The 16559-nt window shown below is 34.8% G+C and carries 14 protein-coding genes and 1 tRNA gene; 12 read left to right on the forward strand and 3 right to left on the reverse strand.

What is annotated here, in order from left to right; all coding sequences use genetic code 11:
- The first annotated feature begins 326 nt into the window (after positions 1-326).
- Positions 327-1664: an ISLre2 family transposase gene (locus NST60_RS16490; protein WP_100525934.1), complete on the forward strand. Its 1338-nt coding sequence runs from the start codon at positions 327-329 to the stop codon at positions 1662-1664.
- A 206-nt stretch (positions 1665-1870) separates the two neighbouring features.
- Positions 1871-1942: transfer RNA gene (locus NST60_RS16495), tRNA-Arg, on the forward strand.
- A 92-nt stretch (positions 1943-2034) separates the two neighbouring features.
- On the opposite strand, the gene NST60_RS16500 is transcribed toward NST60_RS16495, so the two are convergent.
- Positions 2035-2529, reverse strand: a complete 495-nt coding sequence (locus NST60_RS16500; RefSeq protein WP_341099474.1) for a cysteine hydrolase family protein — start codon at positions 2527-2529, stop codon at positions 2035-2037.
- A gap of 434 nt (positions 2530-2963) precedes the next feature.
- On the reverse strand, positions 2964-4079 hold the full coding sequence (locus NST60_RS16505) for an IS4 family transposase (RefSeq protein WP_016205139.1): 1116 nt from the start codon (positions 4077-4079) through the stop codon (positions 2964-2966).
- 460 nt (positions 4080-4539) lie between these two features.
- Between NST60_RS16505 and NST60_RS16510 the strand changes: the two genes are divergently transcribed.
- The 7 genes from NST60_RS16510 to NST60_RS16540 all read left to right on the forward strand — a co-directional run bounded on the left by NST60_RS16510 (position 4540) and on the right by NST60_RS16540 (position 12642).
- On the forward strand, positions 4540-5556 hold the full coding sequence (locus NST60_RS16510; RefSeq protein WP_016203864.1) for a sugar-binding transcriptional regulator: 1017 nt from the start codon (positions 4540-4542) through the stop codon (positions 5554-5556).
- A 54-nt stretch (positions 5557-5610) separates the two neighbouring features.
- Positions 5611-6621, forward strand: a complete 1011-nt coding sequence (gap, locus tag NST60_RS16515; RefSeq protein ID WP_016203863.1) for a type I glyceraldehyde-3-phosphate dehydrogenase — start codon at positions 5611-5613, stop codon at positions 6619-6621.
- Between the two features lie 112 nt (positions 6622-6733).
- Entirely contained in the window at positions 6734-7918 is a 1185-nt protein-coding gene (locus NST60_RS16520; RefSeq protein WP_016203862.1) for a phosphoglycerate kinase, read from the forward strand.
- Between the two features lie 35 nt (positions 7919-7953).
- A complete protein-coding gene (tpiA, locus tag NST60_RS16525; protein WP_016203861.1) occupies positions 7954-8715 on the forward strand; it encodes a triose-phosphate isomerase in 762 nt (253 codons plus the stop codon).
- Entirely contained in the window at positions 8708-10243 is a 1536-nt protein-coding gene (gpmI, locus tag NST60_RS16530; RefSeq protein WP_341099475.1) for a 2,3-bisphosphoglycerate-independent phosphoglycerate mutase, read from the forward strand. Before tpiA ends, gpmI begins: the two co-directional genes overlap by 8 nt.
- Before the next feature lie 27 nt (positions 10244-10270).
- Positions 10271-11566 (forward strand): phosphopyruvate hydratase, encoded by a 1296-nt coding sequence (gene eno / locus NST60_RS16535; protein WP_016203859.1) that lies wholly within the window; start codon positions 10271-10273, stop codon positions 11564-11566.
- Between the two features lie 158 nt (positions 11567-11724).
- Complete coding sequence (locus NST60_RS16540; protein WP_341099476.1) at positions 11725-12642, forward strand: tyrosine-type recombinase/integrase; 918 nt, start codon at positions 11725-11727, stop codon at positions 12640-12642.
- A 133-nt stretch (positions 12643-12775) separates the two neighbouring features.
- Here NST60_RS16540 and NST60_RS16545 read toward each other — a convergent pair whose 3' ends face one another.
- On the reverse strand, positions 12776-13117 hold the full coding sequence (locus NST60_RS16545) for a helix-turn-helix domain-containing protein (RefSeq protein ID WP_341099477.1): 342 nt from the start codon (positions 13115-13117) through the stop codon (positions 12776-12778).
- 250 nt (positions 13118-13367) lie between these two features.
- Between NST60_RS16545 and NST60_RS16550 the strand changes: the two genes are divergently transcribed.
- The 3 genes from NST60_RS16550 (at position 13368) to NST60_RS16560 (ending at position 16476) form a co-directional block, all read left to right on the forward strand.
- Positions 13368-14024, forward strand: coding sequence for a hypothetical protein (locus NST60_RS16550; protein WP_341099478.1), 657 nt, complete (start codon positions 13368-13370; stop codon positions 14022-14024).
- Between the two features lie 581 nt (positions 14025-14605).
- Positions 14606-15571 carry a hypothetical protein gene (locus tag NST60_RS16555; RefSeq protein ID WP_341099479.1) on the forward strand — a complete coding sequence of 322 codons (966 nt, stop codon included), beginning with the start codon at positions 14606-14608 and terminating at the stop codon, positions 15569-15571.
- 479 nt (positions 15572-16050) lie between these two features.
- Complete coding sequence (locus NST60_RS16560; RefSeq protein WP_341099480.1) at positions 16051-16476, forward strand: recombinase family protein; 426 nt, start codon at positions 16051-16053, stop codon at positions 16474-16476.
- Positions 16477-16559: the final 83 nt, after the last annotated feature.

Below are 16559 nucleotides of genomic sequence, written 5' to 3' on the forward strand. Positions count from 1 at the left end.
ACATTAAAGCTTGAATAACCCAAAATATCATTCGACATCTTTTTTAGAGATGGGAGAGATATAAGGCTATTAGTAATAACCATTCTTTTATTTCGTCTACAATCCTTTCTCCATGATACCCATTGCTCCTTTTTTTAAACAGTATGAGTAAAATGTTTGTGGGAGAATAAATATCCTTTTTGTCTAGTTGGGGGACGAGTCCCCCAACTAGACAAAAAGGCCACCAAGCGAAAGCGCGGTAGCTGGAAAAAATTAAGTATTAAAAAAGAGAGCTTCCTTTTGTAAAGTAGAGTTTGACTAGAATACTACGAAAAGGAGAGGCTCTCATGAATCAATGTAACACAAAAATGCCATCATTAAAAGAATTGGAAAAAACTTTATTTCGAACACTACAAATGACCTTTCAAGAAATCCTTGTTCAAACATTAGAAAATTGGGATCTAGAGATTGCTCAGCAACGAGACAAAAGAAGATTTGCTTTACGAGATAAACGAGAAATACGAGTAGATACAGCGTTTGGAGCAGTGGAGCTGAAGCGTAATTATTATTTCGATCGTGTAACCAAAAAATATATTTGTCTGTTAGATCATTATTTACAGTTTCAAGGGAATAAAGGGTTTAGTCCACTATTAGAAGAATGGGGGCTAGAATTAGCGACAAATGGTTCCTCCTATCGAAAGGCGGTGGAAACGTTCGAACAATTTTTAGGCTATTCGGCGATGAGCCACGAAGCATTACGGCAACATCTTCTTCATACAAGCGTACTTCCCGCTAAGGAAAAACGTCCTTTTCAAAAGGTGTTGTTTGTCGAAGTAGATGGATTATATGTGAAGAGTCAAGAAAAGAAAAAGCGTGGATGGGAGTTGAAATTCGCCGCTGTACATGAGGGATGGAAAGAAAACGGAAAGCGAGTCAGGCTCCGAAATAAAAGGCATTTTCTCTATGAAGAAAAAGAACCCTTTTGGGAAGCTTTTGAAACATTCTTACAGAATCATTATGCGTATGATCCAACCCAAACCTTGCTTATTATTAATGGCGATGGAGCAGGCTGGATAACGGCATGTCGGGAGTATTTTCGGGAACGCGCCTTTTTCACCATGGACCGTTTTCATGTCGCTCGTTCGATGAAGCAACTAATGAAGAGCCATCCTCGATACCGCTACATGAAAAGAGCGTTAAAAAACTACCAGGTAGAAACATTACTTCTAGAGTTGAATAGCGCAGTAGGAACAATGGATACACCAGAAGAAGAAGAAAAACTAGCGCATTTCCTCGGCTTTTTAACGCATCATCAGGAAACCATAAAAGATTACCGTAGTTGGTTACAGGAGAAAGGCGTGGACACGACAGCGTATCGTCCAATGGGAAGTGCAGAAGCAATGATGAATCAATTAGCCAAACGATTAAAAAATGGAAGAGCATGGAGCAAAAAAGGCGTCATGAGCATGGCACGTTTGTGGATTGGGTTGAAGGATGATCTATCTATCCAAACGATATATGGAAAATGGGAAAAAGCCACGGAAAAATCAAAGAAAGAGCATCGACCGAAAAGAAAAATACCCACAAAATTAGTAACAGAAACCGTGCGTCAGAACATGCCATACTTAAATCAAGCGATTGGAAAACCCGTTCACTTTGCCTTACAGGGATTAAAAGGTTTTTAAAAAATGAGAGAATCAACAGTTGGAAGAACAAAACCAATTGGAAAGCGGATACAAACTTAGAGGTTTTACTTTATAAAAAAGGGAGCTAAAAAAACTCCCACAAAAACTTGACTCAATCTTTTAAACATCGTCTATTGCATAAAAAGGGAACTTCGCTTATAATATGAAGGCGTAACTTTCATGTTACAGTGCTTTATTTTTATTATGCCCTCGTGGTGCAACGGATAGCACGTAAGATTCCGGTTCTTAAAATGGGGGTTCGATTCCCTCCGAGGGCGCTAATAATGTTTAAAAAAGGTTTTTTGAGTTTTTCGTTTTCCAGGCGATCTCTTAAAAAACCTTTTTTTGTTGTGTTAATTTCTATGATGTATTATAAAAAAGTTAAAAATCGATTATTCCATAGCTTCTCATGATGCTCAATAATTGTCTTTGCTCCTAGTAAATCGTTATTTAGTGTAGTGGTTAGACCTTTTTTCATATACAAAGAATATCCTAAGCCATGGGCCATTCTAATTGTTGTATCAACACAATATTCCGTTTGTGCTCCACAGATTTCAAGTGTATTTATTTTTAATTCCAATAATTTTGCATTTAAATCAGTATTGTAAAAGGAATTGGCGTGTGTTTTGTTAATGTAAATATCTGTATCTCTTGCGTCTAATTCAGAAAATAAATTCCATTCTTTGGTGTTGAGAATCAATTCTTGGTCATTATGTTGAATAAAGATAATGGTATAATTCAACTCTCTGAAAACTTGAATTCTTTCATTAACGCCCTTAATAACATTATCAAGATTATAGAGGGGGGTATTAGAAGGCTGTACGCCTACTTGTAAGTCAATAACGATTAAAGCTTTATTTTCCATCTCCTATTCTCCTATCCTCCTATCCTATAATTTCTTTTCTTCGAAAGGTCTGTTCTGTAGATTTAATTTGAATGAGTGAAGAGATACTTCAAAAATAAGTATGACATAACAGGCACAGCATTGTTACCCTCTAATAAGTTCATCTTATTATTTTTGCTAATCTAAAAAAGAAGATGAAGAAAAATGCAACTTATAAGTTGCTGAATAAGATGAAGGATTTCAAAATTAATAGAAGAATATCATTTATATTTCTTCCTTATTATTCTGAAATAAAGTATCAGATTTCACTAGTGTTGCGTAAATAGTGTCATAATTTTCAGTTTAATTGTTTACTCTACTTAGAGCCAAAAAAGTAATTACCTTTCTAAAGGCGGCTCCTGTCCATTTGGAAATTTATTTACAATTAGACCTGTGCAACGACAACAATTTGTTGATTAAGGGATGGCTTTTCCTTCAATTTTGCGAAGCCAGACATGTGCTGGTTTCCACAATGATGCCCTTAAATAACGGCTAATTTGCAAGGTTTTCCGCTTACTTTTTGTTTCGAGTTGTACCAGAACATGAAGACAAAAAACAATAAGTGCGATAAACACTTGATTTTGAATCGCCCATTCACTTTGACCGTAGAATTTCTTGATATTGAGATGTTGTTTAATCCATTTAAAAAACAGCTCAATTGCCCATCGTGATTTATACATTTCCGATATTTCTTCGGCGCTTAAGTCAAAACGATTTGTGATTAAATGAAGTTCATTACCTTTTGAATCTATTATTTTTAGAAGTCGAAAATAGTTTTCAGCTCGGTTTTGAGTTGTACCAATCAACACCATTTGATCCGACAAAACAGATGAATCCTTGGGTAGTTTAAAATCATAAACCTCCCGTACGACTGCGTTTTTTCGTAGCCTAGAAAGAAAAAAGTAGCCTTCATCGGTCATGCGATCAAAACGCTCGTAGTCTAGATAACCTCGGTCAAACACATACATGCATTCTTTATCGTCAACCATAATCTCAAGTTGACCACGATCGTGTTCGCTTGCCGTTGTCATCACGGCTTTTTCGGGATAGGATTCTCCCTTTTCCATAAATACAAGGCGTAAGTGTAACTTTACGCCTGCCTTAGTTTTGCGGAACTTCGCCCATTTATGATTGGTCAAATTTAGTGGCAAAGTACTTGAATCAATAATTTTTAACGGCATGACAAGTTTTGTGTAGTGTGTTTTGGCGTGAATTTGTCCGACTAAATCAAGGAAAAGTCTTTGAAACAAATCTGGATTTAGACCATTTAAACGGCGCGAGAGCTGAGAAATGCTTATAGAATCAAGGTCGATTTCCTTTTGAAGATGATCATCAAAAAGGCAATCACTTAACGCATGAAGACTTTCAACTTCTTCTAATTGTGCAAAAAGTAATAGTTTTAGGAATGATTCTGTCGTTAACTTTTTCGTATAGCAATCTAATTTCAATGTTTTCACCTGTTCTTCAAATAATTGAAGATTAATTGGCGAAAACCATTGTCCAAATGAAGTTTTTCGTGTAATCTTGTCCATGAGATTGGTCCTTTTTTAGTGGATTTGGACGGGTTACCACCTGACTTATCCATTATAAAGGACTTTTTCTATGCATAAAATAATAAAAGTGAACATTTCGAGTATTTTTAATAGTGAAATTAAATTAATGCAACACTAGTGATCAGATTTATATAAAAATGTTTCATATACTTTAATTACTTCCATTTCTACTTCTACGGAGAAACCAATAAAACTATTTCAGAAAAAACGAGAAAAAATTGATGGATAATAATTAATTTTATCCAAATAATAAGAAAAGAAAGAACGACACTTTTTCGTCAAATTTTACAAAAAATAGACACATATCAGTTGAATTCATACTATACTGGTGTTAGAATTGTTCTTGTAGCAGGGAAGTTATTTTTTTTGTAGTATCCGGGACGTAAAATGTCTATGCGGGACTTCTGACGACCACTGTAAGTGAAGGAGCGCAACAAGCATGGTTTCATTTATTGAGATTCAAAAAAGATTATTACCTGATTTACTTACAGTTATGCAAAAAAGGTACTATATTCTTCAATATATTAAGAATATGCAGCCTGTCGGAAGAAGAAGTCTGGCAGTGAGCCTAGGACTGACCGAAAGAGTCTTGAGAAGTGAAGTCGAGTTTTTAAAAGATCAACAGCTTATACATATTTCAAACATCGGCATGACAGTCACTTCAATAGGGGAAGAAGTGTTGGAAAGTCTTTCTAGTGTAATGAGAGAAGTAACGGGTATTAACGAAATGGAGCAGCTATTGCAAAAAAAACTTGGCATTAGCCGGGTTATTATCGTGGCTGGAGACAGTGATCATTCTCCATGGGTAAAAAAAGAATTAGGACTTGCGACAGCAAATTGTATGAAATCTCTTCTAAAAGGAAATAATATCATCGCAGTTACTGGTGGGACTACTATGTCTTCCGTTGCTGAAGCGCTAACGCCTAGTATTGCTGATGGCGAATTATTATTTGTTCCTGCTCGTGGCGGAATAGGAGAAGATGTCAAAAATCAGGCGAATACAATTTGTTCGATGATGGCAGACCATACATCATCAAAACATCGAGTTTTATATGCTCCAGATGAGGTCAGTGAAGAGGTGTACAAAAGCATTTCTACAGATCCTCGTATAAGTGAAGTATTAAAACTTATTCGTTCAGCAAATCTTCTAGTTCATGGGATTGGCGAGGCGCTTACAATGGCAAATCGCAGAAATACTAGCAAACATGATCTAGAAAAAATTAAAAATGCAGAAGCTGTTGGTGAAGCATTTGGGTACTACTTTAATGAAGAGGGAGAGGTTGTCCATAAGGTTCAAACAATTGGCCTGCGACTGGAAGACTTATCTTCTGTACCTAGTATTATTGCTGTAGCTGGTGGAGCATCAAAATCAAAGGCTATACGGGCTTATTTTAAAGAAGCACCGCCTTCAACTATTTTAATAACAGATGAAGGAGCCGCTAAAAAGTTGATATAATGGGTAATCCCTTTATATATTTAATACTCTTAAAATTAGAGGAGGAAATTTACAATGACAGTAAAAGTAGGTATTAACGGTTTTGGACGTATCGGACGTTTAGCATTCAGAAAAATCATGGAAAACCCAGAATTAGAAGTGGTTGCAATCAATGATTTAACTGATACTAAAATGCTAGCACATCTTTTAAAATATGATTCATCTCAAGGAACTTTCCAAGGTGAGATTGAAGTTCACGAAGGTTACTTCTTAGTAAACGGTCAAAAAGTTGTTACAACTGCTGAAAGAAACCCAGCTGACCTTAAATGGGGAGAACTTGGTGTAGATACAGTTATCGAATCTACTGGTTTCTTCACAACTAAAGAAAAAGCAGAAGCTCACATTCAAGCAGGTGCTAAAAATGTAGTAATCTCTGCTCCAGCTACTGGCGAAATGAAAACAGTTGTTTATAATGTAAACCATGAAATTCTTGATGGAACTGAAACAGTTATCTCTGGTGCTTCTTGTACTACTAACTGTCTTGCTCCAATGGCACAAGTTCTTCAAAGCAAATACGGAATCGTATCTGGTTTAATGACTACAATTCATGCTTACACTGGCGACCAAAACACTTTAGATGCTCCACATCCAAAAGGTGACTTCCGTCGTGCTCGTGCAGCTGCTGAAAATATTATTCCAAACTCAACTGGTGCTGCTAAAGCAATCGGTTTAGTATTACCTGAACTTCAAGGTAAATTAGACGGTGCTGCTCAACGTGTTCCAGTAAAAACTGGTTCATTAACAGAGCTTGTTACTGTTCTTGATAAAAAAGTTACAGTTGAAGAAGTTAATGCTGCAATGAAAGAAGCTGCTAACGAATCTTTCGGTTACACAGAAGAAGAGCTTGTTTCTTCTGATATTATTGGAAGTAGCTATGGTTCATTATTTGATGCAACTCAAACAAAAGTTATCACTGTTGGTGATCAACAACTTGTTAAAACTGTTGCTTGGTATGACAACGAAATGTCTTACACTAACCAATTAGTAAGAACTGTTAAGCACTTTGCACAGCTTGCAACAAAATAATTTCCCTTTTCAAATGGAATTTTGTGCGAGTTAATAAGCACCCCCTTTAATCAAACAGCGGAAACAATTTTGTTTCCGCTCTTTTAAAAATATGCAGTGGAGGGTACCTATAATGAACAAGAAAACAATTCGTGATATCGATTTAAAAGGGAAAAAAGCTTTTGTACGTGTTGACTTTAACGTACCAATGAAAGATCAACAAATCACTGACGAAACAAGAATTCAAGCTGCACTTCCAACTATTAAAGAATTAGTTGAGAGTGGTGCAATTGTCATTCTTGCAAGTCACTTAGGACGTCCAAAAGGCGAAGTAGTAGAAGAGTTACGATTAACTCCTGTAGCAAAACGTCTTTCTGAACTACTAGGTAAAGAAGTTGCTAAAGCAGATGAATCTTATGGTGAAGCTGTTAAAGCACAAATTAGCAAGTTATCTGAAGGTGATGTAATCCTTCTTGAAAACGTACGTTTCAATGCTGGTGAAGAAAAAAATGATGCAGAATTAGCAAAACAATATGCAGAGCTTGCAGATGTATTTGTAAATGATGCATTTGGTGCTGCACACCGTGCGCATGCTTCTACAGAAGGAATTGCTCATCATATTCCAGCTGTATCTGGATTATTAATGCAAAAAGAACTAGATGTTCTTGGCAAAGCTTTATCAAATCCTGATCGCCCATTTACTGCTATTATTGGTGGGGCAAAAGTTAAGGATAAAATTGGTGTAATTGAAAACCTTCTTGATAAAGTGGATAACTTAATCATTGGCGGAGGCTTAGCTTATACTTTCGTTAAAGCACTTGGTCATGAAGTTGGTCAATCATTATTAGAAGAAGATAAAATTGAACTTGCTAAATCTTATATGGATAAAGCAAAAGAAAAAGGCGTTAAATTCTATATGCCTGTTGATGTAACAGTTGCAGATGATTTCTCCAACGATGCTAACATCAAAACCGTTTCTATCGAAGAAATTCCATCTGATTGGGAAGCATTAGATATCGGACCTAAAACACGTGAAATCTATGCAGATGTTATTAAAAGTTCTAAATTAGTAATTTGGAACGGGCCGATGGGTGTTTTCGAATTAGATGCATTCGCTACAGGTACAAAAGCAGTAGCTGAAGCACTTGCTGAATCTCAAGATACATATTCCGTAATCGGTGGTGGAGATTCTGCAGCAGCAGTTGAAAAATTTGATTTAGCGGATAAAATGAGTCACATTTCTACTGGTGGCGGTGCTTCATTAGAATTCATGGAAGGTAAAGAACTTCCAGGTGTAGTGGCATTAAACGACAAATAATATCTTTATAGATATGCATGAAAGGATGTATAACCATGCGCAAACCAATTATTGCAGGTAACTGGAAAATGAACAAAACGCTTCCTGAAGCGGTTGAGTTTGTTCAAGAAGTAAAAGCTTCTGTTCCATCAAGTGAAAAAGTGGATACAGTTGTTTGTGCTCCTGCGTTATTTTTAGGACAATTAGTAGAATTAACAGATGGCACAGATGTAAAAATCGGTGCACAAAATATGCATTTCGAAAAAAATGGTGCATTTACTGGTGAAATCAGCCCAGTAGCATTAGAAAATATCGGTGCAAAATATGTAGTACTTGGTCATTCGGAGCGTCGTGAGTTCTTTAACGAAACAGATGAGTCTGTTAACAAGAAGACAATCGCTGCATTTGAAAATGGTTTAACTCCAATTGTTTGTTGTGGTGAAACACTAGAACAAAGAGAGAACGGCGAAACAAATGACTTTGTTGCAACTCAAGTAACAAAAGCGCTTAACGGCTTAACTCCAGAACAAGCAAAAGCAACAGTTGTTGCATATGAGCCAATCTGGGCAATTGGAACTGGTAAATCTTCTACTTCTGCAGATGCAAACGAAGTATGTGCACATATCCGTAAAGTAGTAAGTGAGCAATTCTCTCCAGAAGTTGCTGAACACATCCGTATTCAATACGGCGGTAGCGTTAAGCCTGAGAACATTAAAGAATATATGGCACAGCCAGATATTGACGGAGCATTAGTAGGTGGAGCTAGCCTAGAGGCTCAAAGCTTTTTAGCTTTATTGGAGGCAGGTAAGAATGAGTAAATCTCCAGTAGCTTTAATCATTTTAGATGGTTTTGCTTTAAGAAGCGAACGCATGGGAAATGCAGTAGCACAAGCAAATAAGCCTAATTTCGATAAATATTGGAACGCTTATCCTCATGCTACTTTAGTAGCTAGTGGGGAAGCTGTTGGTCTTCCAGAAGGACAAATGGGTAACTCTGAAGTTGGACATTTGAATATCGGTGCCGGCCGGATCGTATATCAAAGTTTGACTAGAGTAAATGTTTCTATCAGAGAAGGCGAATTTTACAAAAACGAAACTTTCGTTAATGCAATGAAGCATGTAAAAGAAAAAGGCAAAAATCTACACCTATTTGGATTATTATCTGATGGTGGAGTTCATAGCAATATTGAACATATGTATGCACTTCTTCGTCTAGCAAAAGAAGAAGGAATCGAAAATGTATATATTCATGGAATCTTAGATGGCCGAGACGTCGGTCAAAAGACTGCTGAAAAATACATTAAAGCTACACAAGAAAAAATCGCTGAATACGGTGTAGGTGAATTTGCTACGATTTCTGGACGCTACTATTCAATGGATAGAGATAAACGTTGGGATCGTGTAGAAAAATCATATCGTGCAATGGTATATGGAGAAGGACCAGTATATTCTGATCCATTACAAGTAGTAGAAGATAACTACAATAACGGAATCTTTGATGAGTTCGTACTTCCATCCGTAATCACAAAAGAAAACGGTGAGCCTGTTGCGACAATTAAAGATGAAGATGCGGTTATTTTCTATAACTTCCGTCCAGACCGTGCGATCCAAATTTCTAATACTTTCACAAATGAAGACTTCCGTTCATTCGATCGTGGAGAAAAACATCCAAAAAATCTTTACTTTGTATGTTTAACTCATTTTAGTGAAACAGTAAATGGGTATGTTGCATTCAAGCCAACAAACTTGGATAACACATTAGGTGAAGTCCTTTCACAAAATGGGTTGACTCAACTTCGTATCGCTGAAACAGAAAAGTATCCACATGTTACTTTCTTTATGAGCGGTGGACGTGAAGCAGAGTTCCCTGGTGAAAAACGTATCTTAATCAATTCACCAAAAGTGGCAACTTATGATTTACAACCTGAAATGAGTGCGTATGAAGTAACAGATGCACTATTGAAGGAAATTGAAGCAGATAATTTTGATGCAATCATTCTAAACTTCGCTAATCCTGATATGGTTGGGCACTCCGGAATGCTTGAGCCAACAATCAAAGCGATTGAAACAGTTGATGAATGTTTAGGAAAAATTATCACTTTAATTGAACAAAAAGGTGGTAAAGCAATTATCACAGCTGACCATGGTAATTCAGATGAAGTGGTAACACTTGATGGAACACCGATGACAGCACATACAACAAATCCAGTTCCTGTAATCGTAACAGATAAAAATGCTGAATTACGTACAGATGGTATTTTAGGAGATCTTGCTCCTACTATGTTAGATTTATTAGGACTTGATAAACCAGCAGAAATGACTGGAACATCTATTATTAAAAAATAAGTAATAAAATTAAAGGAGAGAATAAATATGCCTTATATTCAACAAGTTTATGCTCGTGAAGTATTAGATTCACGTGGTAACCCAACAGTAGAAGTAGAAGTATTAACTGAATCAGGATTCTTTGGTCGCGCACTAGTTCCATCTGGTGCTTCAACTGGTGAATACGAAGCAGTTGAATTACGTGATGGTGACAAATCTCGTTACCTTGGTAAAGGTGTTCTTAAAGCAGTAGAAAACGTAAACGAAGTAATTGCTGAAGCAATTATCGGTATGGACGTTACTGATCAAGTTGGAATCGACAGAACAATGATCGAGCTTGATGGAACAGAAAACAAAGGTAAATTAGGTGCTAACGCAATCCTAGGTGTATCTATGGCTGTTGCACATGCTGCTGCTGAAGTAGTAGGTCTTCCATTATACCGTTACCTTGGTGGATTCAATGCTAAACAATTACCAACTCCAATGATGAACATCATCAACGGTGGTTCACACGCTGATAACAACGTAGATTTCCAAGAATTCATGATCTTACCAGTAGGAGCTCCAACTTTCAAAGAAGCTCTACGTACTGGTGCTGAAGTATTCCACGCATTAAAAGCAGTTCTTTCTGCTAAAGGCTTAAACACTGCTGTTGGTGACGAAGGTGGATTCGCTCCAAACCTTGGTTCTAACCGTGAAGCATTAGAAGTAATCATTGAAGCAATCAAAAAAGCTGGATACGAGCCAGGTAAAGACGTATTCTTAGGTATGGACGTTGCTTCTTCTGAGTTCTATAACAAAGAAACTGGTAAATACGATCTTGCAGGAGAAGGCCGTACTGGTTTAACTTCTGAAGAATTAGTAAGCTTCTATGAAGAATTAGTTAGCGAATTCCCAATCATCTCTATTGAAGATGGTTTAGATGAAAACGACTGGGAAGGTCACAAATTATTAACAGACCGTATCGGTTCAAAAGTTCAATTAGTAGGTGACGATTTATTCGTTACAAACACTAAAAAATTAGCTGAAGGTATCGAAAAAGGAATTGCAAACTCAATCCTTATCAAAGTTAACCAAATTGGTACTTTAACTGAAACTTTCGAAGCTATCGAAATGGCTAAACGTGCTGGTTACACAGCAGTAGTTTCTCACCGTTCTGGTGAAACAGAAGATGCTACAATCGCTGACATCGCTGTTGCTACTAACGCTGGCCAAATCAAAACTGGTTCATTATCTCGTACAGACCGTATTGCTAAATACAACCAACTTCTTCGCATCGAAGACGAGCTTGGCGAGTTAGCAGTATACGATGGTCTTAAATCTTTCTACAACCTAAAAAAATAATTGAAGTTATAGAGAAATAACGGCTGAATTGTGTCGTACAAGGCACTTTTTAGAGGTCTGAACTATGCGATACAATAACATGAATTAAGTCGTACAAATATATTACTAAAAACCTCCTATTTATGTGTGATAATTCCACATTTATAGGAGGTTTTTTTATGTTAGTTAAAGATTTACAAAAGGAATTTATGTTTGATTTACAGATAAAGAATTACTCTACAAGAACAATAGAAACGTACAATTACAACATTGATCAATTGATGTCTTACTTAGAGGAACAGTATAGTATTAGTGAAGTAGAAGAAATTTCAACTGTTCATATTAAAAGGTTTGTTCAACATCAGCTTAATAGTGGGAATAAGTCCAATTACATTAACACTATAATTAAGTCCTTGAGAGCATTTTACAATTACTTGGTCAATGAAGAATATGTAAGTCACAATATTGTAGAGAGAGTAAAGTTCTTAAAAGAAGAAAAGGTTATTATAAAAACATTTACAGATAAAGAAGTAGCAGCTATGATTGCTTCTTATGATTTTAAATCATATTTGAACGCACGTAATAAGGTAATAATAGCTATGTTTGTAGATACAGGTATAAGAATGAGTGAACTTATTAACCTTCAATCTGACTGGCTTAATGAAACAAACATTAAAGTGTTAGGAAAAGGGGCAAAATGGAGATACGTTCCAATGAGTTTGATGTTAAAAAAATATATAATTAGGTTTGAACGTTTGAAGGAAGGCTATTTTAAGAATAAGTCGCTAGAGCATGCTAATTACTTTTTATCAAGAAGCGGTCGACCTTTAACAAGTGTACAAATACAAAATATTGTTAAAAATGCAGGTATTAAAGCTAAAGTTAGAGAAGAGATTAGATGTAGCCCACATACACTTAGACACTACTCTATTCAATCTAATCTAAGGAATGGGCTTGATTTGTATAGTTGCTCAAGGATTGCAGGACATGAGAATATACAAATTACTAAGCGGTATTTAATGGGTATTGAGATGGAAAATATATTAGAAATGGCATCAAGGTCTAGTCCTTTGATGAATATTAAAACGAAGAGGTAATATAATGTATGGGGTACCTTATCACCAAAATGGACTAGTAGTGATTGGACATAAGCCAATGCACAACTATCACTAGAATCTGTGTGCCTTTTATAAGTATTTCATAAAAAGCCCTTCAATAAAAGAGGGCTTTTTATGATTTTTTATAATCAATTATTTGCTTAATAATCTCATATAATTTTTTTTGTTCAGTGACATTCATATCTTGTAAAAGTTTAATTATTGATTGGAAAGGAAGAGAATCACTTTGCTCTAATTTTGGATTAATTATAGAAAAGAACTCTTCTAGGCTAATTTCTAGTGCAGTAGTAATTGTATAAAGACTAGAAATGGTTAAGTTCTTTTCCGCCCTTTCAATTTGTCCAATGTAGGTAGGATGTAATCCTGATTTAAATGCGAGTTCTTCTTGACTAATATTTTTACTTTTTCTTATTAATCGTATATTAGCTCCAATCACTTCAATAAAATTATCCATATATAGATACACACCCCTTTTACCTAAAACTAAACTCAAAGGGAAAATGTATCGATATACTATAGATATTATTTATAAATAATTATATACTAAAGATATAATTATTGAATTTTATGGATTCAGATAATTAAAATCTAATTGTTAAATGTTAGAGAAAAGAAGACATAAGAGAAGATGGTGGTAACAGCAAATAACTGAGTTTTATATATGATGAGAATATTTGTAATTACCAGATTATAGGAGGGGGAAAATGTTAATAGTAATGGTGATTTGTTTTCTTTTGGCAGGAATTTGTTTCTGGTTAGTAGCAATAGCAAATAAGGAGGAAAATAGAATTGAGGACATCCGTCAAGAAAATGTAAGTAAAATAATTGAAGACAATAAAATATGCGTTTCCAAAAGATTTGATATGAAGATGGTTTATACTTTGATACATGATAGCAAGAATAAGTTCATATGGTGCATTGTGCATTCAGAACCAAAAGTAGTGATTAAGCAGTTTAATTATTATGAAATATTGCAAGTTGAATTGAAAGAAGATGACGAAACAGCCAGTGTTTCATCAAGAACAAGCCAATTAGGAGGAGCTCTTGTTGGTGGGGCTTTAGCTGGAGGTGTTGGCGCAGTTATAGGTGGATTAAGCGGAAAGCAAAAGCAAAAAAGAATGGTTAAAAGTATAAAATTAGTATTAACATTAGATAATCTAGAATTTCCTACATATACTTTTGAGATTGGACGATTCCCTAATCCTGTTGACACCACTTTAAGAGAATACGTTAATGTTTATGATATAGCTTTTAACTGGTTTAAGTTATTAGAGGTGATAATTAAAAAGTCTGAAAAGGAATGTGGTACTCTTAAGAAAAACGAGTATCAATTTGATGAGAACAATGAACAAATGTTGTAGTTGATTAATTGTAGATTACAGTAAGGATAATAGAAAATTTTAATAAAATTGTGATTTTATCAAATAATCATCAAAACCGCTCTAATGAAAAATGACCATTTGAAAGAATATACTTAATTGAGCGGTTTTTTATACCACAATTCACTCTGAAAATCAATAGTAATCTAAGAGGGAATTTGACAAATTGCTAATTTTATGATATAATAGAATAGTAATCTAGATTGTATATGGATTATAGGGGATAAAAAACACATATCACATATTGAAACGAAAAACAAACACAATTTATCCTTGCCTTCAAAATGAGGGCTATTTTTTTTTTTTTTTTTTTTTTTTTTTTTTTTTTGAAAACGATTACATAGTAAAAAAAGGGGGGAGTAGTTATATGAAAATTAAAACAAGAGTATTTCTTCTGTTATGACAGAAAGGTAATGCTGTATTTAAAAGGTGAAATATTTAAATTTATAACATGTGCATTGCACGAAACAACTTATAACAAGTTTTGTTTATTCGTTAGAAATCCAGAAGTGGATAAAGCTTTAAGCATGAAGATAAGCAGTTAAAGAAAGGAATTAAGCAATATGGTAAAGAGATTAACGAAGTTAGAATTAAAGGGAATTGTACAATATGACAATAAAGAGAATTACCTACTAATGCCAAATGAAGTAATTGAAATGTTGGTAAAAGATGAAGAGTTAAATAAAAAGAAAGCACCTCACGTTGCGTTTGCCTATACATACTTATACATGATTACATGGCTATACAGATATGCGAAATATGGTGTAATGAGTTTCGAAGACGTTACAAAGTCAGCAATCTTAAAGATGATGGGAATTGCTGAAACAAGTAGTGAATATAACTATATCGTCAAAAAAGGTGGCGTACTTGACCGTTTAGGTTTAACAGCAACATTATCATATACAGAAGCACCAATAAATTGGTGGACAAATGAAGAAGATAGTCATGGATTTCCAGAGTTTACGTACTTTTATGAATTAGAAGAAACAATAAAACAAATGATTTTAAATGGACAAACGACAAAACGTAGGCAATTCAAAGAGCCTTTATTAGCAACTGGTTATAGAAATCCATTAAATGAAGAAGAGGGTGAAGAAGCTTACAATGGTACTTTCTATGAAGGAGGAAAGGAATATACACACCTAGTCGGTTTTGATGTATTTTTAGAGTGCATAACGAATCCTAGTTTGGGTTTTGTAGCATTTTATCTATATGCTTTTATTAAAGTACGTATGGGGGCAAATACAGAAGTTAGTATTTCACTAGAAGGTATCACAAAATATAGTGGTATACTTCCAACAACAAGAGACAAATACTTAAAAGAATTAAAAGGGTTTGGACTTATCCGTAGTTTGCCCGAAAATTACTGTTTAGAGCGTGGTGGATACCATACAGAACCAAGTACATATTGGGTAAAAGAAGCTACCGAATGGTTAAGTGTCCCAAACTATAACTTTCCAAAACGTAATGTTTACCATGTTTCAAAACATGTTGATTATGTTGAATCTAGTATGGAAATAACAGCGTAAAATAATGATTCTAAAAGGTACGATATTTGGTGTAAAGTAATATAAAAATTATCTAGAATGTATAATGTTAGGAATACTATATACAAAAAAATATATATATATTAATTTACCTCGAATTTCGTACTTTTTAGATTTTGGACAAAATTCTTCCTTTATGTATTCAATCCCCATAAAACATATTAAATACTTCTTACGTGTGAAAATCTGCTCAAATCCCCTTATTTAACGCTGTTTTGTCGTGTGATAAAACGTGAGAATATAAAGATACTAAAAACTGTTAAGCAAATAAGTAGGTGGAGAAACGACAATGAAATTTTGAATACGTCTTACCTTTATTGTGTCTAAAAGTTTCAATTTCTGAACAATGCAGTACGAATGTCTAAAAGTTAATCTGAAATTGACTTGTTTTCGTCTAGAAGTTAGTCTGAAATATATTGAATAGAAGTTTATAGATTTTTAGACAAATAGGGGTGTTTAGGGTGTCACTAATAGGATATGCACGTGTTTCCACTGTGGGTCAAGATAATGGATTGGAAACACAAAAGCAATTGTTAGTAGAAGCAGGGTGCAAAAGAATATTCTTTGAAAAGGTAACAGGGACTAGTACAACGAAAAGAAACGAATTAAAGGAAGCTATTCAATTCTTAGTTAAAGGTGATACCATAGTAATTACAAAGATTGACCGTTTAGCACGTTCAATAATTGACCTAAACAATATAGTCAAAGAATTAAATACAAAAGGGGTAAATGTTCATTTTTTAAAGGAAAATATTGAGTTTCAGTCGGGAGAAAATAATAATTCACTTCAAACGTTACTTTTTAACATTTTAGGTTCATTTGCACAGTTTGAACGTGACATTATTGTTGACCGTACAGGTGAAGGTAGGGAGCGAGTAAAGAAATAAGGTAAGCATATAGGAAGACCTTCACAGGATAAGAAATCAATCGAGAAGGCATTGAAGCTATATACTGAAAGAGAAACAAATGG

It is taken from the genome of Niallia sp. FSL W8-1348, assembly GCF_038006745.1.
Classification (GTDB): Bacteria; Bacillota; Bacilli; order Bacillales; family Cytobacillaceae; genus Niallia; species Niallia alba.

Bases quoted from the DNA above. Each gene is read 5' to 3' on its own strand.
- NST60_RS16490 (WP_100525934.1), top strand. From the start codon at position 327: ATGAATCAATGTAACACAAAAATGCCATCATTAAAAGAATTGGAAAAA.
- NST60_RS16500 (WP_341099474.1), bottom strand. From the start codon at position 2,529: ATGGAAAATAAAGCTTTAATCGTTATTGACTTACAAGTAGGCGTACAG.
- NST60_RS16505 (WP_016205139.1), bottom strand. From the start codon at position 4,079: ATGGACAAGATTACACGAAAAACTTCATTTGGACAATGGTTTTCGCCA.
- NST60_RS16510 (WP_016203864.1), top strand. From the start codon at position 4,540: ATGGTTTCATTTATTGAGATTCAAAAAAGATTATTACCTGATTTACTT.
- gap (WP_016203863.1), top strand. From the start codon at position 5,611: ATGACAGTAAAAGTAGGTATTAACGGTTTTGGACGTATCGGACGTTTA.
- NST60_RS16520 (WP_016203862.1), top strand. From the start codon at position 6,734: ATGAACAAGAAAACAATTCGTGATATCGATTTAAAAGGGAAAAAAGCT.
- tpiA (WP_016203861.1), top strand. From the start codon at position 7,954: ATGCGCAAACCAATTATTGCAGGTAACTGGAAAATGAACAAAACGCTT.
- gpmI (WP_341099475.1), top strand. From the start codon at position 8,708: ATGAGTAAATCTCCAGTAGCTTTAATCATTTTAGATGGTTTTGCTTTA.
- eno (WP_016203859.1), top strand. From the start codon at position 10,271: ATGCCTTATATTCAACAAGTTTATGCTCGTGAAGTATTAGATTCACGT.
- NST60_RS16540 (WP_341099476.1), top strand. From the start codon at position 11,725: ATGTTAGTTAAAGATTTACAAAAGGAATTTATGTTTGATTTACAGATA.
- NST60_RS16545 (WP_341099477.1), bottom strand. From the start codon at position 13,117: ATGGATAATTTTATTGAAGTGATTGGAGCTAATATACGATTAATAAGA.
- NST60_RS16550 (WP_341099478.1), top strand. From the start codon at position 13,368: ATGTTAATAGTAATGGTGATTTGTTTTCTTTTGGCAGGAATTTGTTTC.
- NST60_RS16555 (WP_341099479.1), top strand. From the start codon at position 14,606: ATGGTAAAGAGATTAACGAAGTTAGAATTAAAGGGAATTGTACAATAT.